The organism is Streptomyces sp. NPDC055955, assembly GCF_042270245.1.
In the GTDB taxonomy this organism is placed as follows: domain Bacteria; phylum Actinomycetota; class Actinomycetes; order Streptomycetales; family Streptomycetaceae; genus Streptomyces.
In genome coordinates, this window is record NZ_JBHJYS010000016.1 from 171,492 (window position 1) to 190,077 (window position 18,586).

An 18,586-nucleotide genomic window follows, 5' to 3' on the forward strand; every position below is an offset into this window, starting at 1 on the left:
ACTAACTGCGCGGGGAGCGTGGATCTTCCCGCGGTCAGCGCGCGACGGTTCAGCGGCCCCCGGCGACCAGAAGCGGCGCGCCCCCGAGAGCGGGACCGGTGAGCGGCGACGCCGGTATCCGCGGCAGCAGACCGCGCGCCGCCAGATCCGGGATCACCCCCTCTCCGAACCAGTACGCCTCCTCCAGATGGGGGTAGCCCGACAGGACGAAGTGCTCGACGCCCAGCGCGTGGTACTCCTCGATCCGGTCCGCGACGTCGGCATGGCTGCCGACGAGCGCCGTGCCCGCGCCACCGCGCACCAGACCGACGCCCGCCCACAGGTTCGGGGAGATCTCCAGGTCGTCGCGCGAACCCCCGTGGAGCGCCAGCATCCGCTGCTGCCCGACCGACTCGCTGCGGCCGAGCGCCTCCTGGGCGGCGGCCACCGTCTCCGGAGACAGGTCGTCGAGCAGCCGGTTCGCCGTCGCCCACGCCTCCGCCGACGAGTCGCGCGAGATGGTGTGCAGCCGGATCCCGAAGCGGACCGTGCGCCCCTCATTCTCGGCGAGCCCCCGGATCCAGTCGATCTTCTGCTTCACCTGCTCGGGCGGCTCGCCCCAGGTCAGATAGACATCGGTGTGGCGCGCGGCGACCGGACCGGCCGCGGCCGACGAACCGCCGAAGAAGATCTCCGGGAGCGGGTCCGGCGGCAGCGCGGTGAGGCCGCCCTCCACCTGGTAGTGCTCACCGTCGAAGTCGAACGGCCGTCCGCTCCACACACCCCGCACGACCGACAGGAACTCGTCGGTCCGCGCATAGCGCCGGTCGTGGTCCAGGTGGTCGCCGAAGCGCCGCTGCTCGGTCGAGTCACCACCCGTCACCACGTTCAGGAGCAGCCGTCCGCGTGTGATCCGCTGATACGTCGCCGCCATCTGGGCGGCGAGCACCGGCGAGATCACCCCGGGCCGGAACGCCACCAGGAACTTCAGCCGCTCCGTGTGCTGGGCGAGGGCCACCGTCGTCAGCCACGCGTCCTCGCACCACGTGCCCGTCGGCGTCAGGACCGCCTCGAAACCCAACTGCTCGGCGGCCTTGGCTATTTGGGTCAGATAGTCGATGTCGGGCGCGCGCACGCCGCTGACCGGAGCGATCCGCGAGCGCTTGACACCCCCGTCGGTGTAGGCGTGCCGGTCCACGAGCGTGCGGCCGTCGCCGCCGGTCGGCAGAAACCAGTGAAGGTGGACGCTCATCGTCAGGACTCCTTGCCGAAGGTGCGGGGTGCGGTCGTCGACGCGGGCAGACCGGCGTTGAACCGGGTGTCCACGAACGATGCGAAGTCGACCTTCCGGGGGATCAGCTTCAGTGTCGCGAAGGTGTCGGCGATCTGCTGCTCCGAGGCGATGGCGGGCTTGTCGACGGCGACGGTGACCCGGGTGCCGTTGGTGCGCTTCACCGCGTCCAGGGCGACGTCGTAGGGCAGCCCGGTGTCCTTCGCCCAGACCTTCGCCCATGCCTCGGGGTGCTTGAAGACCCAGTCCTGGGCGCGCTTGAGCCGCTTGAGGTAGTCGCCGATCGCGGCGGCCTTCTTGCTGTCCTTGAGAGCGGAGGGCGACGCGACCTGGAACGCGAGCCCATTGGTGAGCCCGTCCCCGTCGGTCAGGACCCGCCCCTGCTTCCCCCGCAGGACCTGGGAGGTGTACGGGTCCCAGACGGCCCAGGCGTCCACCTTGCCGCCGGTGAACGCGGCGAGCGCATCGGCCGGCTGGAGGTACTTGACCTGTACGTCCTTCAGGGAAAGTCCGGCCTTCTTCAAGGACGCGACCAGCTGGTAGTGCGCGGACGAGCCCTGGGCCACGGCGATGGACCTGCCCTTGAGGTCCTCGGGCGTCTTCAGCTTGGAGTCGGTCGGGACGAGGATCGTGTCGCCCTTCGCGGTCCCGTGGCTGGCCGCCACGATGGTGATCTTCGAGTTGGCGCCGGCCGCGAACACGGGCGGGGTGTTGCCGACCCCTCCGATGTCGACCGCCTTGGCGTTGACGGCCTCGAGGAGTGGCGGCCCGGAAGTGAAGGTCGACCAGTGGATCTTGTAGTCGAGGTGGTCGAGCTCTCCGGCGGCCCGCAGCACGGCTTCCGAACCGCCCTTCTGGTCGCCGACGTCGAGCGTGAGGTCTCCCTTGCCGTCGGTCCGGCCGCCGCCCGAGCCACCGGTGGACGTATCGGCGGCGGAGGTACCGGAGCAGGCGGCGAGCAGCAGGGCCAGGGGGAGGAGCAGGGCGGGGGCGAGGCGTCGTCGCATGGGTAGTCCGTTTCGTGGTTTCATGTCCGGCCGGTCGTGGTCGGCGCCGGTCTGTCGGCGCAGGCCGGAACGGCCGTAGGGCGGTGCGCCGCTACGGGGGGGGTGTGCAGGAGGGATGCCTGATGAAACGTCAGGCGGCGGCAGGGGTAGAGGTCTCCGGAGCGTCGACCCCCAGTCGGTGGAGCAGCTCGGCGCGCAGTTCGGCGAAGCGCGGGTCGGATATCCCGCGGGGACGCTCCAGATCGATCTCGGTCTCGTACGCGATGACGCCTTCGTCCATCACGAGCACACGGTCGGCGAGCAGGACGGCCTCCTCCACGTCGTGGGTGACCAGGAGGACGGCGCAGCCGCGTCGCTGCCACAGCTCGTCGACGAGGCGCTGCGCCTTGATGCGGGTGAGCGCGTCGAGTGCGCCGAACGGCTCGTCGAGCAGCAGCAGATCGGGCTCGCGCACCAGGGCGCGGGCCAGCGATGCGCGCTGGGCCTCACCGCCGGACAGGGTCTTGGGCCACGCGTTCGTGCGATGGTCGAGACCGACCTCTTCCAACGCCCTCTCGGCACGCACCCGTTCGGGCTTGCCCGGCAACCCGAGCAGCACATTGCGCCACACCCGCTTCCACGGCATGAGGCGCGGCGCCTGGAAGGCGACGGCCTTGCGGCGCGGTACGAGCACGGTGCCCTCGATGTCGCGGTCGAGTCCGGCGAGGATGCGCAGCAGGGTCGACTTGCCGCAGCCGCTGCGGCCGAGCAGTGCCACGAACTCGCCCGGCTTGACGTCGAGATCGAGGCGGTCGATGACGGCACGCCCGTCGAAGGAGCGGGTGAGTCCCTCCACGCGTACGGCCGAACGGGTCTGCGTGGACGGGGACTTGATGGTGGTCACCGGCCGGTGAACGTCGGTCGCCATTGCAGCAGCAGCCTTTCGAGGGTACGGACGACGAAGTCGGCGAGCAGGCCGAGGAACGCGTAGACGATCAGGCAGACGACGATGACGTCGGTCCGCAGGAAGTCGCGGGCCTGCACCATCAGGAAGCCGATGCCGGCGTCCGCGTTGATCTGCTCGGCGAAGACGAGGGCCAGCCAGGAGATGCCGAGCGAGTACCGCAGTCCGGTCATGGCGCCGGGCAGCGCGCCCGGCAGGACCACATGGCGTACGAGACCCCGGCGGGAGAGTCCGAGTGATTCCCCGGCCTCGATCAACTGCGCGTCCACGCCCCGGATTCCGGCGTACACGTTCAGATACAGCGGGAACGAGACGCCCAGCGTGATGATGGCGATCTTCGGCGCCTCACCGATCCCGAACCAGATGATGAACAGCGGGATCAGCCCTACGAACGGCACGGTCCGCAGCATCTGCACGCTGGCGTCGACGAGGTCCTCGCCGACCCGGAACAGGCCTGAGACGAGGGCGAGTCCGGTACCGACGACGACGCCGAACAGCAGGCCGAGCGCGACGCGCTGGAGCGAGACCCCCATGGCGTCGGGCAGCGACCCGTCGGAGACGAGGTCGCCGGCGACCCGGGCGATGGTGCCGGGCGAGGCGAGGACGTCGCGGGTCAACACGCCGGTGCTGCTGAGCAGTTGCCACAAAATGAGCAGCAGGACGGGACCGGAGGTGCGGCGCAGCCACCGCGGGACCCGAGTGCGTCGGGTGGAGGAGGGGACGAGGCGGACGAGCTCGGGACGGCCGACGGAGTCGGTGTCGCAATGGGCCGGGGCGGCTTCCGGCGCCGGCGACTTGGCGACGACGTCCGGATCCGGCGGGGCATGGCTGATGCTCATGGGTGCTCCACGCAGAAGGCAGGGGAGGGCAGCGGAGAAGGCGAAAGGGGTACGCGTATGCGTCAGCGCCCCCGCGTGGGTTCACGCGGGGTCGAGGCAGGGGCGTACGGGGCTACGCGACGTAGCCGGAGATGCGGGGAAAGGGCGTCAGCAGCCGCGGCGACACGCGGCGGAGGCCACCCGCAGCAGGTCGATGTGACCGCGCGTGGTGAGCAGAACTGAACGCAACATGCCGCAGAAAGTAGCCACCCTGTCGACGCAAGGTCAATGCCGTCTCGATGGATGGACGCGCCGTATCAGGTGACGGGCTCGGATCGGGCGCGGACGGCGCCCGATGGGTGAGGATGGACGCATGTCCGACGCCTTCACCACCCGCATCCTGAACGTGTCCACCGGCTCCGCGGAGCGGGTCGTCGACCTGACCCACGACTGCGAGGCCTTCCTGAGCGAGGTCGCCGCGGGCCGCGACGGCCTGCTCAACATCTTCGTGCCCCACGCGACGGCCGGGGTGGCCGTCATCGAGACGGGCGCCGGCAGCGACGACGATCTCCTCGCCGCCCTCCACTCCCTGCTTCCCGCGGACGACCGCTGGCAGCACCGCCACGGCTCCCCGGGTCACGGCCGCGACCATGTCCTCCCGGCCCTGGTCCCGCCCCACGCCACCCTCCCGGTGATCGCCGGCGCCCTGGAAATGGGTACGTGGCAGTCGGTGTGCCTGGTGGACACGAACAAGGACAACGCGGACCGTCGGGTGCGCTTGAGCTTCCTCGGCTAGGGACCTACTTCGGTGAGACCGTATCGACGAGGTCCGGCCACGCCGAACGACCAGTGGAACGATGAGAGGTGCCGGCATCGAGGCCGAGTCCTCGTGTGCCCATTTCCGAGTGGCAGCCCCGGACTCTGCGCGGCTGGGTGCTCGTTCACAGATCTGGATGCTTCGTCGCCACGTGGTAGTACCCCGAGTGGAACACCAGAGGGGTGCCGCCTTCGGCCTCGTACTGTTCGACCTCGCCGAGGAAGATGATGTGGTCGCCGGCGTCCAGGCGTTGGACGGTGCGGCATTGGAAGCGGGCGACCGCGCCGTCCAGGAGGGGGGTGCCGGCGATGCCGGGGGTGGTGGAGATGCCGCGGAATTTGTCGTCGGCCGGGGTGGCGAACTGGCGGGAGAGGTGCTGCTGGTCGGCGGCCAGTACGTGGACGGCGAAGTGCGAGGCGTCGGTGAAGTCGGGCAGGCTCGGGGCGTTCTTGCCGGGGCACCACAGGACGAGGGGCGGGTCCAGGGATACGGAGGTGAAGGAGTTCGCGGTCATGCCGACGTTGCGGCCGTCGGGGGCGCGGGCCGTCACCACGGTCACGCCGGTGGCGTACTGGCCCAGTGCGCGTCGCAGTTCCCGTCCGTCGAAGCGGGCGGCGTGCTGGGCGCGCTTCTCGGCGAGGAAGCGGTGTGCTTCGGCCTCTTCGAACCACCAGCGGTACAGGGTGCGCGGGTCGTCGAAGCCGGTGGCCAGCGCGCTTGCGACCGAGGGGATGTCGGCTGCCGCGGTGAGGAGTTCGCGATGGTGCGGACTCGGCTCGGTCAGCAGGGAGTTGGTCCAGCCGACGGCCCATTGAGCCCAGCCGCGCCAGAAGTTGTCGAAGGTGTGCTGCATCCACCGTGGGGTGAACTCGGCGGTGCCGTGGCGGAGGATGCTTTCGAGGTAGTGGCTCGCGGCCTGGGCCGCGTTGTTCGAACCCTGGCCGGTGATGGGGTCGTTGAGGACGACGGCGTCGGCCATGCCGAGGACGTGCCGGCCGGAGGCGAGGCGGGCGACGGGGTGCCGGACGGTCGGGGTGACCCGGCCGCGCAATACGCCACCGCTGTCGGTGAGTTGGGCGTGCCGGTAGCGCTCGTACGCGTCGGGGAAGAACCGGTGAAGGATTTCCAGCGAGCGGGTGAGGTGGGCTTCGGGGGTGTGGATGTCGTCCCAGCAGTCCATCGGGCCGCCGGGGACGCCCTCGAAGACCATGATGTCGCAGGGTCCGGTGGTGGTGAAGGCGGGGAAGGAGAAGTACTCGCCTACGCCCGGGACCATGCGGTAGTGGACGGCGGCCTCCCCCTCCCGCGGCGCCGTTCCCGTGACGTACGTCAGAGCCAGCGCACGGCGCGGCCGGTCGTACGGGGAGAGTTCGGCATTGCGCGGGAAGAGTCGGCTCAGCTCGCCCTTGCCCGTGGAGACCACGACGAGATCGTGCGTACGGGCGTACCACTCGAGGTCGCTGACGCCCGCCTCGTGCAGCACGATCTCGCCGTGGCCGCCGGCCGCGAACTGCTCCATCCAGGCCGCACACTTGACCCGCTGGTCGACGGAGTGGGCGGGGCCTTCCAGCGGCGCGCGCCAGGATACGTCCGGAGTGCCGTGCGGACCGATGAGAGAGAACGCGATGCCGGAGATGTCCGGGGCCTGGTCCTCCCAGTGGTGCAGGCCGAGTCCGCGCTCGCTCTGCAGCGCGGTGTCGAACATGCACTGGCTGGACATGACCGGGCCGCGACGAATCTCGTCGGGGCCGCGGTCGCTGACCAGGGTGACGTCATAGCCGTGCGCCTGGAGTCCCAGAGCGAGTTGAGCACCCGCCTGCCCGGCGCCGATCACCGCGATCCTTCTCATGTCCTGCTGTCCTGCTCTCGTCACGTACGTATCGCCGACGCGCGCCGTCAGGGCGCGGCGTGTCTGCTCCTGGTGGCCGCTCAGGCACTGACCTCGGTCAGGTAGTTCTTCGCCGCGACCGGGTCCATGAACCAGTGGAAGAAGTCACGCGGGTCGTCGAAGCCGTTGACGAAGCGGGCAGCGACACGGGAGTCGGCGCTCGCGGCGCCGAAGAGCTCGAGGACGTGCTGCGGAGGGGCGCCGAGCATCGCGTTGGTCCAGGTCGTGGCGGACTGCGCGGTGTCCCAGAAGCGGCCGAAGGCCAGCTCCATGAACGCCGCGTCGTAGGGGCGCTCACCGTGGTCCAGGATGGTGGCGAGGTAGGAGGCCGCGCACTTCGAGGCGTTGTTGGACCCCTGACCGGTGATCGGGTCGTTGAGGACGACGACGTCGGCGAGGCCGAGCACCTGCGCGCCGGAGGGCAGCGTGGCGACGGGACGGCGGACGGTCGGCGCGAAGCGGCCCGCGAGGGTGCCGTTCTGGTCGGTGAGCGCGACATCGGTGCAGCGCTCGGCCTCCCACGGGACGTAGGTCCGCAGCAACTCCTGGAACTTCGCCAGCTGCTGGTCGGGGGTGAGTCCGTCGAAGCAGTCGAGCGGGCCGCCGGGGATGCCCTCGAAGAACATGATGTCGCAGGCGCCGCTGGTGGTGAGGCTGGGCATGGTGAAGTACTCGCCCACACCGGGGACGACGTTGAAGCTGACGCCGGGGCGGTGGGGCAGCGGCGCCATGCCGGTGACGTACGCCAGGGCCAGCGCGCGCTGCGGAGCGTCGTAGGGGGAACGCTGGGCGTCCCGCTGGAACAGTCCGGCGATCTCACCCTTGCCGGCCGCGACGATCACCAGGTCGGACTCGGCGGCGTAGCGCTCCAGGTCCTCGATGCCGGCCTCGCGAATGACCAGTCGGCCGCCGCGGCGCGCGAACTCGCCCATCCAGATCGGCATTTTGACGCGCTGGTCGATGGAGCGGGCGGTGGCGTCGAGGCGGGCGTCGAAGGCGAGCGCCCGGCCGCCCTGGCCGTCGGCGATGTTCACGCCGATACCGGCGATCGACGGGCAGGCGTCGCCCCAGAAGTCGAGGCCGATGTTGCGCTCGTGAGCCAGCGCGGTGCCGAACATGGCCTGGCTGGACATGACCCGGCCCTCGCGGATCTGGTCTCCGGTGCGGTTGGAGACGACGGTGACGTCGTAACCGTGGCTGAGCAGACCGATACCGAGCTGGAGACCGGCCTGGCCGGCTCCGACGATGGTGATCTTGCGCATGGGGGGACCTCCGGGGTCGGTGTGTGCGGTTGTGAGCGGTGCCGTGCACTGGTGCAGAGCTCCGGCGACGTGCCGACGTCAGCGAGTGGGGGTTCGCATGCGTGACATACGGCTGCCTGCCGGAGAGGGCCGTCGAGCGGTGCCGGGAAGGCGGGACACCCGTAGGCCCGGGGGAGGGGTCGCGGGGCGCCCTGCCGATCCGGCGAGCCGGGGCGGCAGGGGCGAGGGCACCGCGACGAGCGCAGTCCGGCCCCGCACTCCCTGCATCGTCGATTCCCTGGTTTCTTCTCGAGGCGGCCGGGGATCAACCTTGGTATGGAAAGATCATCTTCGCTATCCGGATCACGCGGGTTGCTGTCCTGATCGCGCATCTCGGCGGTGGAGGTTCACATGCCCGCTGAAGAGCCCCCTCTCGCAAATCATCAGAGGTTTCACACAGCGGACATCTGGGAGGCCCGCGCCGAGGTCGGCCGCGCCTTCTGTCCGCATGAGCTGCGCATCACGCAGCGCTCGGCGACGCTCGACGCCCGGCTGCACGGCGCACCCTTTGACCGGACGGGTCTGTATTACCTCGATTACGGAACGGAGGTCCAGATCACGCCGGGAGACCTGGAGAGCTTCTTCCTGGTCCAGATCCCGCTCGCCGGTTACGCCGAAATCACCTGCGGCCGCGAGGAGATCATTTCCTCCCCCGAACTCGCCTCTGTCCCCTCTCCGACCGGAAAGTTGGACATGCGCTGGGGGAGTGGCAATCCGCAGCTGATTGTGTGGTTCGACCGGTCGTCCCTGGAATCGCACCTGGGCAGCCTGCTCGGCCGCACCCTGCGCCGCCCGATCCACTTCTCGCTCGGTATGGACCTCACCGCGCCGGGCTCCCGCTCCTGGCTCAACATCGTCGATCTCATGCGCCGGGAGGCGGAGGGGCCTGACGGCATGACAAACCGGCGCATCGTGACAGAGCAGCTCGAATCACTCCTCATGACCCAGCTGTTGATGGCCCAGCCCCACAACTACACGCCGGCGCTGCTCGGCAAGCAGCCGCGCGTCGCCCCGCTCGCGGTCCGCCGCGCCATGGAGATCATCGAGGGGCACGCCGCCGAGCCGCTCACGGTCGCTGAGATCGCGGAATGCGTCGGCGTCGGTGTGCGGGCCCTTCAGGAAGGCTTCCGCCGGCACATCGACACGACGCCGCTCGCGTACCTGCGCGAGGTCCGCCTGGACCGCGTACGCAAGGAACTCCTGACCTCCGACCCGGGTGCCACGACCGTGACCGCCGTCGCGTCCCGCTGGGGCTTCTTGCACCCAGGCCGCTTCTCGCTCGCGTACCGCCAACAGTTCGGGGAGTCTCCTTCGCAGACGTTGCGGTCGTAGGAGAGGTTCGGTCGTGGCAGGGGGCGGACGGACGGACGGGGCAGTCGAGAATGCGTCGTTCCTTGTGGCTGGCACGGCCGGGTCGGGGCCGTCGAGCGCGAAGCAGCGCTGGGATCCGATCCTCCGGCCCGGCAGGGCGGCGTCTGCCCTGTGCTCGAGACGCGATGGCGTGGGGCTGCCGATGCGTTCGGCGCGGGGGCGAGGCCCAAGGGGTCAGGCGAGAGATATCTGGCGGTTTCCGGGTCGTAGTGCCGGAAGTGGTTGTAGTGCAGACCTGTTTCGGGGTCGAAGTACTGGCCGGGAAGGCGCAGCGGTGTCTACGTGGTCGCGCTCGTGTTCCACGTGGTCGTGCCCCACAGGGTGGAGACCCCCTCCGGAACCGTCCCTTGGGGAGGCGCTCCGTCCGGCCAGGTCAGGGGCCGTTTTCGGCCAAGAGAGTTGACGGACCATCAAATAGGTCATCTGTCCCGGACTATTGACTCGTTGTCAGGCCCGCGTCATCCTCGACGGGACCTACGCGCGAGTAAGTTGGCGCGCGCCCGTCCCGGACAGCGAAGGTAGCCCGGATGACCCTCCTCCGCAGACGCAGCCTGTTTGCCGTCGTCGTCACCCTCCTGCTGGCTCTCGGCGTGGGCTCCCCTCCGGCCGTCGGCGCCGACACCCCCTGGTGGGAGCCCACGGCCCGGCCCGCCGCCGACTCCCAGATCGACGTCACCGGCGAACCCTTCCACGGCACGGACAGTCAGGGCCGGGTCCGCGGCTTCGTCGACGCGCACAATCACCTGATGTCCAACGAGGGCTTCGGCGGTCGCATCATCTGCGGCAAGCCGTTCTCCGAAGCGGGCGTCGCCGACGCCCTCAAGGACTGCCCCGAGCACTATCCCGACGGCTCGCTCGCCCTCTTCGAGAACGTCACCGGCGGTGCGGACGGCCACCACGACCCGGTGGGCTGGCCGACGTTCAAGGACTGGCCGGCCCACAACTCCCTCAGCCACCAGCAGAACTACTACGCGTGGCTGGAGCGCGCCTGGCGCGGCGGCCAGCGGGTGCTGGTCAACGACCTGGTCACCAACGGCCTGTTGTGCTCGATCTACGTCAGGGACCGCGGCTGCAACGAGATGGACGCCATCCGCCTGGAGGCCCGCAAGTCCTACGAGATGCAGGACTACGTCGACAAGATCTACGGCGGAAAGGGCAAAGGCTTCTTCCGCATCGTCACCGACTCCGCCCAGGCCCGCCAGGTCGTCGCGGAGGGCAAGCTCGCCGTGGTGCTCGGCGTCGAGACCTCGGAGCCCTTCGGCTGCAAGCAGATCCTCGACGTCCCGCAGTGCAGCCAGGCCGACATCGACAGCGGTCTGGACGAGCTGTACAAGCTGGGTGTGCGCAGCATGTTCCTGTGCCACAAGTTCGACAACGCGCTGTGCGGCGTGCGGATGGACTCCGGCACCATCGGAACGGCCGTGGACATCGGCCAGTTCCTCTCCACCGGCACCTTCTGGAACACGGAGAAGTGCAGCGGTCCGCAGCACGACAACCCCACCGGCAACGCGGCCGCCCCGGCCGAGGTGACCAAGCTGCTCCCCGCAGGCACCAAGGTGCCCACGTACGACAGCGACGCGCAGTGCAACAGCCGTGGTCTGACCCGCCTCGGTGAGTACGCGGTCAAGGGGCTGATGAAGCGCAACATGATGGTCGAGGTCGACCACATGAGCGTCAAGGCGGCCGGCCGCACCCTCGACCTGCTGGAGTCGGCGGACTACCCCGGTGTGCTCTCCAGCCACAGCTGGATGGACGACGGCTGGCTGGAGCGCGTCTACCGCCTCGGCGGCTTCAAGGCCTCGTACATGTCCAGCGCCGACAGCTTCGCCAAGGAGTCCGCCGGGACCAGGGCGCTGCGCCAGAAGTACGGCGTCGGACTCGGCTACGGCACCGACATGAACGGCGTCGGCGGCTGGCCGGGACCGGTCGGACCCGACGCCCCCAACGCGGTCAAGTACCCCTTCCGCACCGCCGACGGCGGTTCCGTCGTCGACCGTCAGCGAACCGGCGAACGCACCTGGGACTTCAACACTGACGGTGCGGCCCACGTCGGCATGGTGCCCGACTGGATCGAGCAGATACGGCTCAGCGGCGGCAAGGACACCGTGCAGGACCTGCTCGGCGGCGCGGAGTCCTACCTCCGCACCTGGAAGGCGACCGAACTCCACGAGCCCGCGCCCGACCTCGCCGCCGGCGCCCCGGCGAGCGCCAGCTCGACGGAGTGGAACCCGTTCACCAGCTACGCCGCGGGGCGGGCCGTGGACGGTGACACCGGCACGAGATGGGCGAGCGGCTGGTCGGACGACCAGTGGCTGCGGCTGGACCTCGGCAGCTCCCGTACGGTCGGCAAGGTCTCCCTCGACTGGGAGAAGGCCTACGCGCGGGCCTACCGGATCGAGGTCTCCGACGACGGCAGCACCTGGCGGACCGTGTGGTCCACGGACAGCGGCGACGGGGGTCTGGACAACGCGGTGTTCAGCCCGGTCCAGGCGCGGTACGTCCGCGTCCACGGCGTGACACGCGCCACCAAGTACGGCTACTCGATCAACGAGGCAGCGGTGTACGGCCGCTGAGCTACTCCCGCACCAACGTCAGGATCTGGTCCGCGACGACGTCGAGGACGTCGCCCGCCTTCTCCTCGTCGCCCAGCACGAGGAAGTTGAGGGTGAGCCCGTCGGTCAGCGCGGCCAGATACCTGGCGGCCGCGGGCTCGGGCACGGTCAGGTCCACGCCCAGGGCCGAGGGGAGTTGACGGAGCACCTTGGTGTGGGCCGCGAGATAGCGCTCGTACTGCCGCCGGGCGAGATGCTCGTAGCCGGGCTCCCGCAGGGCGTACTGGGTGAGTTCGTACGTCAGCATGTGCTCGCCGGGATGGGCCAGTACGTGGTCCCAGTACGCCTGGAGCCCGGCGCGGATCGTCTCGCGCAGGGTGGCCCTGCGGGTGAGCGTGGTGAGGACGTCCGACTCGGAGTGCTCGGAGATGGTGTCCATCACCGCTTCGAGCAACTCCTGCTTGGAGTCGAAGCAGTAGTGGAAGACGCTCAGCGAGACGCCCGCCTCCGCCACGACGGACCGCGTGGTGGTCTTCGCGACGCCGTCGCGGGCCATGACCCGGATGGCAGCCTCGACCAGTTGCCTGCGCCGCTGCGCCGACGGCATTCGCCCCATGGTGCCTCCTCCCCTGACCTGCGCAAGCATACGCCGCGGGGTGCGGCGCACCGGGCTTCGCTGTGACGGCTCCAGGTTCTTGGGGAATCACGCCGCGCATGCGCCGCCCGGTCCGCGACGCCAACCTGTACATCTGCGGAGACGCCTGTTCGACCGGGCAGGTATGGGTCTACGGCGCGCTCACCCCGACCGAGTTGACGCTCGAGGACCACTCTGGCCTGCCCCGTCCGACGTGACTCCCGCCGAGCGTCTGTCCCGGTTCGTAGGCGGCCGAGGGCGACCGAAGTGGCCAGGGCGGGATCGTCGGAAGGTGGGACCGGAGCGTCAGGCGCGGTCGACCGCTCCGTTCCGGGGTGATGAGGTGGCGGCCGGCAGAGGGTCAGGAAGACGTCGACGGCGTGGAGAGGAGCTTCTCCACGTCGAGCGCGCCACCGGCCGCCGCGAACTCGTCGGCCACCGCGGCACGCAATTCCGCGTCCGCGGCGAAGTCCGCAACCGTGCGCGCGAGTGTCGCGGCCGCGTCGAGAACGGTGCGGTCGGCCGCCTCGCCGGCGACGAGAGCGGCGAAGTCGACCGTGTGCAGGGCCACACCGCCGGGGCCGATGGCCAGCATGGGATGGATGGCGGGAACGCGGACACTGACGTTGCCGAGATCGGTGGAGCCCTGCCCGGCGTCGGGCGACGCGCTGCCCGGGAGCGCGGTCCGGCCACGGCGTCGGAGGTGCTGCGCGAAGCGGGACGCGAGCGCGTCGTTGGAGCGAACGGGCAGACAAGGCGGGCAGTCGTCCCAGCGGACCGCGACGCGCGTGCCCGTCATCGCGGCCGCGCCCTCGAAGATGCGCTGGACGCGCTGCGACAGCTCACCGAGCGCCTCGACCGTCGCGGCGCGCAGGTAGAAGTGCGCGGCGGCGTGCTCGGGCACCACATTGGGCCGGGTACCGCCCTGCGTGATCACTCCGTGCACCCGGTCGGTGGGCGGGATGTGCTGTCGCAGTGCGGAGACTCCCTGATACGCGGCGACCACCGCGTCGAGCGCGTTGACCCCCATGAACGGGGACGCGGAAGCATGGGCCGCGAGCCCGGTGTACTCGACCACGACCTCGCGCAGCCCGAGGAACGGCGCGTCGCTGAGATCAGGACCGGCATGAGGGTGCACCATCACCGCCGCGTCGACCCCCTCGAACGCCCCCGCACGCGCCATGAGTTCCTTGCCGGTGCCGTTCTCCTCGGCGGGGGTACCGAGGAGCAGTACGGTCGCCCCGATGTCGTCGGCCACACGGCACAGCGCCAGGAACGCGCCGACGCCGGCCGCGCAGATGATGTTGTGGCCGCAACCGTGTCCTATCCCGGGCAGGGCGTCGTACTCGGCCAGTACCGCGACGGTCGGGCCCGTGCCGTCTCCGACCTGCGCCCGCAGCGCGGTGGGCAGCCCGTGGACGCCGACCTCCGCCTCGATGCCGCGCGCGCCGAGCAGAGCCACGATCCGGGAGACTGCCCGGTGCTCCTCGAAGCCGGGTTCGGGGTCCTCGTGGAGGGCGTGGCTGAGGGCGAGGAGTTCAGGACCGTCCTCTTCGACGGCCGCGTCGATCCGCGCGCCGAGTTCCTCCGAGGCCCCCTTGTGCGGTGACGCCGGTGCGGGAGCGGTGGCTGCTGCTCGGGCCGCCGAGTGGGCGTTGCGCTCCAAGTGGGCCAGACCCGCTCGGCTGGCCGTCAGGGTCTGGTCGGGGGTGCGGTGCATCATGCCTCCACCATCGAGGGAGTGGACAAGAGGGAGTCGGCGCCGCCGTCGCGGCGCATCGATCTGAGCTGGATGTGTCGTGCAGTGGAGACGGTGGGAGAGCATGTGGCCGACGGTGGACCGCCGGATGGAGCATCCAGCCCTCGGAAATGGATCCAGCCGGACCCATGGATCGCGACGGTATGGGCACGTCAACGGAGCTGTCAATAGGGTTCATTGAGACCCATTTAATTCCTGCTCCACCCTCCACCCCGCCCCTCACCGGCGCCGGGGCGGCGGTCCCGGTCTGGATCGGTCCCCGGCGGACCGGCGCCACGGCGGGCAGTCGCCGTGGCAACTCGCCTCACCAGTCGTGCACGGATCCGTCCCGCAGCCTGTTCACGGGCAGGTACTTGCGCTCGTACGGGAAGCGCTCTGCGGCCTTCTCGTCGAACTCGACGCCGATGCCGGGGCGGTCGCCGGGGTGCATCAGGCCGTCCTCGAACGTCCAGGACGTTTCGAACACCGCCTCGTAGCCCGGAAGATGGGCCATGTACTCCTGCATGCCGAAGTTCGGGATCGACAGGTCGACATGGAGTGCGGCCGCGAGCGACGCGGGGGAGAGGTCGCCCGCGCCGTGCGAGCCGGAGCGGACCCCGTACAGCTCGGCGAGCGAGAAGATCTTGCGCAGGTGCGTGATGCCGCCCGCGTGCGAGACGGACGTACGGATGTAGTCGATGAGGCGGTTCGTGATCAGGTGCTGGCAGTCCCAGATCGAGTTGAAGATCTCGCCGACCGCGAGCGGCGTCGTGGTGTGCTGCCGGATGAGGCGGAAGGCCTCCTGGTCCTCGGCCGGCGTGGGGTCCTCGATCCAGAACAGGCGGTAGGGCTCCAGGGACTTGCCCAGGCGGCCCGCCTCGATGGGGCTGAGCCGGTGGTGCACGTCGTGCAGCAGGTGGAAGTCGTAGCCGAACCGCTCACGGACGGCCGACATGTAGGTCGGCACGAAGTCCAAGTAGGCGCCGGTGTCCCACATTTCCTCGCTGGGCAGCGCCCCGTCGGCCGGCTCGTAGGTGTCTCCGTCGCCCTTGCGCATGCCGTACACCCGCTCCAGACCGGGCACCGCCGCCTGCGCGCGCACCGCGCGGAAGCCCTTGTCGAGGAAGCGCTGTACGTCGTCGAGGAGTTCCGGGACCGTGTTGCCGCTGGCGTGACCGTAGACGGTGACGCCGTCGCGGGCCGCGCCGCCGAGCAGCTGGTACACGGGCAGGCCCGCGACCTTGCCCTTGATGTCCCACAGGGCGACGTCGACGGCGGCGACGGCCGTCATCGTGACGGGGCCGCGCCGCCAGTAGGCACCCTTGTACAGGTACTGCCACACCTGCTCGATGCGGGCCGGGTCCTTGCCGATCAGGGTGGGGCAGACGTGGTCGCGCAGGTAGGAGGCGACGGACAGCTCGCGGCCGTTGAGGGTGGCGTCGCCGATGCCGGTGACACCGTCCGAAGTGGTGATCTTCAGGGTGACGTAGTTGCGGCCGGGGCAGGTGACGAAGACCTCGGCCGAGGTGATGGTGGCCATGGGTGCCGTTCTTCTCGATGGGGGAGCGCGGGGCAGGGGGAGGTGCCGGCCGGCGCATGGGTTCGGCGGCCGGGACTTGGATCAGGTGAGCGCTGAGCGCAGCGCGGCCTCGACGCCGTGCACGGCGAGCGTGTGCGCGAACTCACCGACCGTGTAACCGAGTTCGGGGTGCTGGGCGACGTCCGGCGGCAGGAGGCCGCCTTCGGAGAGCAGAAGACGGGCTGTGTCGGCGGGACCGCTCGCTCGGGCCGCGAGCTCGGTCAGGCGTTGCCGGGCACCGTCATGGAGCGTGCCGAGCGCACGCACGTCGTACGCGTCGTCGGCCGTGATGACGCGTACGTACGCGGCGAGGCCGAGAGCGAGGACGCGCGGGACGCGCCCCGCGGTCAGCGACTCGGCGAGCACCCCGGCCCAGCGGACCGGGATCTTCAGGGAACCGTCGGAGCCGACCTGCGCGGTGCGGTGGCCGAGCGCCGGATTGGCGAACCGGTCGAGGAGTTCGGTGACGTACGTCTTGCCCGGCATTCCCTCGGGCTCCGGGACCGTGGGCAGGATCTCCTCGCGCATCGCGAACTCCACTGCGCCGCCCAGGAGTTCGTCCGTCACCGCCTCGTCGATGCAGCGGTGTCCGCGCAGCAGGCCGAGGTAGGCGAGGAGCGAGTGGGCGCCGTTGAGGAGCCGCAGCTTCATCAGCTCGTACGGGGCGACGTCGTCCGTGAACAGCGCGCCCGCGTGCTCCCAGGCCGGGCGGCCGGCGCGGAAGTCGTCCTGCATGACCCACAGCCGGTACGGCTCGGCGGGCACCGGCACCGAGTCGCGGACGCCGAAGGCGCGGGCGACCAGATCGCGGTGCTCGTCGGTGGTGGCGGGCGCGATCCGGTCGACCATGGTGTTCGGCGTGGTCAGCGAGGTCGCGACGTAGGCCTGCAGCTCGGGGCGTTCCGCGGCGGGCAGCGCGTCGACGAACTCGTCGATGAGAGTGCGCAGTCGGTGCCCGTTGTCCATGAGGTTGTCGCAGCTGAGCACGGTGACCGGCGACCCGTCCGTGCGGGCCCGGTGCTGGAGCCCGCGCACGATCAGGCCGAGAGCGGTGCGGGGCGTGCCTCCCGACAGGTCGGCGCGGACCGCAGGGGAGTCGAGATCGAGGCGGCCGTCGGCGCCGAAGGTGTACCCCTTCTCGGTCACCGTGACGGAGACGATGCGCGTGGCGGCGCTGCCGATCGCGGCGACGACCTCGGCGCCCTGCCCGTCGGCGGCGAGGCCCGGATGATGCACCCCGGGCACGCTCGCCGCGACGCCCGCGTCGCGGCGCAGGGTGAGGACGGTATAGAGCTGGCCCTGCTCCGCCATGCCGGTCAGCACCGGGCGCGGACCTCGTGCCGGGCTCGTCGAGACACCCGTGATGCCCCAGGGGCCGGGGCTGTGACGCAGTGCGTCGGCCGTGTGGACGGCCTGGTGGGCGCGGTGGAAGTTGCCCAGGCCCAGATGGACGATGCCGGGTTCGGGGAGGGGCGGGGGCAGCTTCAGACCGGCCACGGGCAGGGCGGTACGGGACAGGCGGGGCAGGGCGCTGGGCGACAGGCGGGGCAGGGTGCGCGCGGTCATGGTCAGGCCTCCCGCGCCGGCTCGACCAGGACCTTCATCTGCGACGGGTCGGTCAGCGCGACCTCGAGCGCCTCGGCCGCCCGCTCCAGCGGGAAGGCGGAGGTGACCAGTTCGGCCAGTCGGACACGGTCCGCCAGCGCGGCCGCCGCCGCGAAGTCCCCCGCCCCGTACCGGAACGACGTCACGAGGGACAGTTCCTGACGCTGCATCCACGCCAGCGGCAGTTCGGTCAGCGGCCGGCTCGGATTGCCGACGACCACGGCGGTGCCGCCGGGTCGCAGCGCGCGGATCCCCGACACCAGGGCGGGCCCCACACCGGAGCAGTCGAACACGGTGTCGTAGCCGTCCGGAGGGGCGAGCGCGTGGGCCCGTTCCGGATCGGGCGCGAGGCCGGCCGCGTCCACCGTGTGCAGGCCGAGCCGCTGCGCGAACTCCCGCCGCTCGACCGCCACATCGGACACCGTCACGGACGCGGCGCCGACGGCCGCAGCGACCTGGGCGACCAGCACCCCGATCGGCCCCGCCCCCGTGACCAGCACACGCTGACCGGGGGCGAGCGCGGCGCGGCGCACCGCGTGCACGGCGACGGCGAGCGGCTCGATCAGCGCGCCGAGCCGGACGTCCGTCGACTCAGGCAGCGGATGGACGAAGTCCCGCGGCACGCACACGTACTCGGCGAGCGCGCCGTCGGTCGGCGGCGATCCGAAACAGGTGCCCTTCGGGCAGAGGTTGTAGCGCCCGGCCCGGCACAGCGCGCATGTCCCGCACGGGTGCGCCGGTTCGACGGCCACGGCCGTGCCGTGGGGCAGGCCGTCGGCGCCGGCGCCGTGGCCCACGACCACGCCGGCCGGCTCGTGGCCGAGGACGGTCGGCTGCCGCAGGACGTTGGGGCCGTTCTCGCCGTGGGCGTAGTAGTGCAGGTCGGACCCGCACAGTCCGACGGCACGGACGGCGACCAGGACCTGGCCCGGCCCGGGCTCCGGCACCGGGCGTTCCTCGACGCGCACGTCCTTGGGACCGTGCAGCACGGCGGCGCGATGCATGGACTCGACGGGCTCGACCGACTGGGCCGACTCGACCGACTGGGCCACGGGGCGTCCCT

15 protein-coding genes and 2 pseudogenes are annotated in these 18,586 nt (G+C 70.6%); 3 read left to right on the top strand and 14 right to left on the bottom strand.

Features of this window, described 5'->3' with window-relative positions; translation table 11 throughout:
• Positions 1-49: 49 nt before the first annotated feature.
• The 5 genes from ACFC96_RS29405 to ACFC96_RS29425 all read right to left on the bottom strand — a co-directional run bounded on the left by ACFC96_RS29405 (position 50) and on the right by ACFC96_RS29425 (position 4,290).
• The gene (locus ACFC96_RS29405) at positions 50-1,231 is read right to left on the bottom strand and encodes an LLM class flavin-dependent oxidoreductase (protein ID WP_376614958.1); all 1,182 of its coding nucleotides are present in this window, start codon (positions 1,229-1,231) and stop codon (positions 50-52) included.
• A 2-nt stretch (positions 1,232-1,233) separates the two neighbouring features.
• Complete coding sequence (locus tag ACFC96_RS29410) at positions 1,234-2,277, bottom strand: ABC transporter substrate-binding protein (RefSeq protein WP_376614960.1); 1,044 nt, start codon at positions 2,275-2,277, stop codon at positions 1,234-1,236.
• A gap of 130 nt (positions 2,278-2,407) precedes the next feature.
• Entirely contained in the window at positions 2,408-3,184 is a 777-nt protein-coding gene (locus tag ACFC96_RS29415) for an ABC transporter ATP-binding protein (protein WP_376614962.1), read from the bottom strand.
• On the bottom strand, positions 3,157-4,059 hold the full coding sequence (locus ACFC96_RS29420; RefSeq protein ID WP_376263214.1) for an ABC transporter permease: 903 nt from the start codon (positions 4,057-4,059) through the stop codon (positions 3,157-3,159). Before ACFC96_RS29420 ends, ACFC96_RS29415 begins: the two co-directional genes overlap by 28 nt.
• A 147-nt stretch (positions 4,060-4,206) precedes the next feature.
• Positions 4,207-4,290, bottom strand: a complete 84-nt coding sequence (locus ACFC96_RS29425) for a putative leader peptide (protein WP_350495123.1) — start codon at positions 4,288-4,290, stop codon at positions 4,207-4,209.
• Positions 4,291-4,411: 121 nt separating this feature from the next.
• On the opposite strand from ACFC96_RS29425, the gene ACFC96_RS29430 reads away from it, so the two are divergent.
• Complete coding sequence (locus ACFC96_RS29430; protein ID WP_376263211.1) at positions 4,412-4,834, top strand: YjbQ family protein; 423 nt, start codon at positions 4,412-4,414, stop codon at positions 4,832-4,834.
• A 145-nt stretch (positions 4,835-4,979) separates the two neighbouring features.
• Here the strand turns inward: ACFC96_RS29430 and ACFC96_RS29435 are convergent, their stop codons facing one another.
• From ACFC96_RS29435 to ACFC96_RS29445, 3 genes and pseudogenes are all read right to left on the bottom strand, one after another.
• The gene (locus ACFC96_RS29435; RefSeq protein ID WP_376226149.1) at positions 4,980-5,447 is read right to left on the bottom strand and encodes a flavin reductase family protein; all 468 of its coding nucleotides are present in this window, start codon (positions 5,445-5,447) and stop codon (positions 4,980-4,982) included.
• Between the two features lie 42 nt (positions 5,448-5,489).
• Positions 5,490-6,704 (bottom strand): annotated as a pseudogene (locus ACFC96_RS29440) (styrene monooxygenase/indole monooxygenase family protein); the annotation flags it as partial.
• 80 nt (positions 6,705-6,784) lie between these two features.
• Complete coding sequence (locus tag ACFC96_RS29445) at positions 6,785-8,005, bottom strand: styrene monooxygenase/indole monooxygenase family protein (RefSeq protein ID WP_376263208.1); 1,221 nt, start codon at positions 8,003-8,005, stop codon at positions 6,785-6,787.
• 390 nt (positions 8,006-8,395) lie between these two features.
• On the opposite strand from ACFC96_RS29445, the gene ACFC96_RS29450 reads away from it, so the two are divergent.
• Positions 8,396-9,376 carry an AraC family transcriptional regulator gene (locus ACFC96_RS29450; RefSeq protein WP_376614964.1) on the top strand — a complete coding sequence of 327 codons (981 nt, stop codon included), beginning with the start codon at positions 8,396-8,398 and terminating at the stop codon, positions 9,374-9,376.
• Positions 9,377-9,561: 185 nt separating this feature from the next.
• Here ACFC96_RS29450 and ACFC96_RS29455 read toward each other — a convergent pair.
• A pseudogene (locus ACFC96_RS29455) lies at positions 9,562-9,741 on the bottom strand (RHS repeat-associated core domain-containing protein); the annotation flags it as partial.
• Between the two features lie 201 nt (positions 9,742-9,942).
• Here ACFC96_RS29455 and ACFC96_RS29460 point away from each other — a divergent pair.
• Complete coding sequence (locus ACFC96_RS29460) at positions 9,943-11,988, top strand: discoidin domain-containing protein (RefSeq protein ID WP_376614965.1); 2,046 nt, start codon at positions 9,943-9,945, stop codon at positions 11,986-11,988.
• A 1-nt stretch (position 11,989) separates the two neighbouring features.
• On the opposite strand, the gene ACFC96_RS29465 is transcribed toward ACFC96_RS29460, so the two are convergent.
• The 5 genes from ACFC96_RS29465 to ACFC96_RS29485 form a co-directional block, all read right to left on the bottom strand.
• Positions 11,990-12,583, bottom strand: a complete 594-nt coding sequence (locus ACFC96_RS29465; protein WP_376263199.1) for a TetR/AcrR family transcriptional regulator — start codon at positions 12,581-12,583, stop codon at positions 11,990-11,992.
• Positions 12,584-12,962: 379 nt separating this feature from the next.
• A complete protein-coding gene (locus ACFC96_RS29470) occupies positions 12,963-14,324 on the bottom strand; it encodes a M20 family metallopeptidase (RefSeq protein WP_376614967.1) in 1,362 nt (453 codons plus the stop codon).
• A gap of 340 nt (positions 14,325-14,664) precedes the next feature.
• The gene (manD, locus tag ACFC96_RS29475; RefSeq protein ID WP_376263191.1) at positions 14,665-15,879 is read right to left on the bottom strand and encodes a D-mannonate dehydratase ManD; all 1,215 of its coding nucleotides are present in this window, start codon (positions 15,877-15,879) and stop codon (positions 14,665-14,667) included.
• 81 nt (positions 15,880-15,960) lie between these two features.
• Positions 15,961-17,484 (bottom strand): mannitol dehydrogenase family protein, encoded by a 1,524-nt coding sequence (locus ACFC96_RS29480; RefSeq protein ID WP_376614969.1) that lies wholly within the window; start codon positions 17,482-17,484, stop codon positions 15,961-15,963.
• Positions 17,485-17,486: 2 nt separating this feature from the next.
• Positions 17,487-18,575, bottom strand: coding sequence for an alcohol dehydrogenase catalytic domain-containing protein (locus ACFC96_RS29485; protein ID WP_376263185.1), 1,089 nt, complete (start codon positions 18,573-18,575; stop codon positions 17,487-17,489).
• Between the last annotated feature and the right edge of the window lie 11 nt (positions 18,576-18,586).

Excerpts from the sequence above, each read along its gene's own strand:
- ACFC96_RS29415 (WP_376614962.1), bottom strand. The coding sequence starts at position 3,184 with ATGGCGACCGACGTTCACCGGCCGGTGACCACCATCAAGTCCCCGTCC.
- ACFC96_RS29465 (WP_376263199.1), bottom strand. The coding sequence starts at position 12,583 with ATGGGGCGAATGCCGTCGGCGCAGCGGCGCAGGCAACTGGTCGAGGCT.
- ACFC96_RS29405 (WP_376614958.1), bottom strand. The coding sequence starts at position 1,231 with ATGAGCGTCCACCTTCACTGGTTTCTGCCGACCGGCGGCGACGGCCGC.
- ACFC96_RS29460 (WP_376614965.1), top strand. The coding sequence starts at position 9,943 with ATGACCCTCCTCCGCAGACGCAGCCTGTTTGCCGTCGTCGTCACCCTC.
- ACFC96_RS29420 (WP_376263214.1), bottom strand. The coding sequence starts at position 4,059 with ATGAGCATCAGCCATGCCCCGCCGGATCCGGACGTCGTCGCCAAGTCG.
- ACFC96_RS29430 (WP_376263211.1), top strand. The coding sequence starts at position 4,412 with ATGTCCGACGCCTTCACCACCCGCATCCTGAACGTGTCCACCGGCTCC.
- ACFC96_RS29470 (WP_376614967.1), bottom strand. The coding sequence starts at position 14,324 with ATGATGCACCGCACCCCCGACCAGACCCTGACGGCCAGCCGAGCGGGT.
- ACFC96_RS29450 (WP_376614964.1), top strand. The coding sequence starts at position 8,396 with ATGCCCGCTGAAGAGCCCCCTCTCGCAAATCATCAGAGGTTTCACACA.
- ACFC96_RS29480 (WP_376614969.1), bottom strand. The coding sequence starts at position 17,484 with ATGACCGCGCGCACCCTGCCCCGCCTGTCGCCCAGCGCCCTGCCCCGC.
- manD (WP_376263191.1), bottom strand. The coding sequence starts at position 15,879 with ATGGCCACCATCACCTCGGCCGAGGTCTTCGTCACCTGCCCCGGCCGC.
- ACFC96_RS29425 (WP_350495123.1), bottom strand. The coding sequence starts at position 4,290 with ATGTTGCGTTCAGTTCTGCTCACCACGCGCGGTCACATCGACCTGCTG.
- ACFC96_RS29410 (WP_376614960.1), bottom strand. The coding sequence starts at position 2,277 with ATGCGACGACGCCTCGCCCCCGCCCTGCTCCTCCCCCTGGCCCTGCTG.
- ACFC96_RS29445 (WP_376263208.1), bottom strand. The coding sequence starts at position 8,005 with ATGCGCAAGATCACCATCGTCGGAGCCGGCCAGGCCGGTCTCCAGCTC.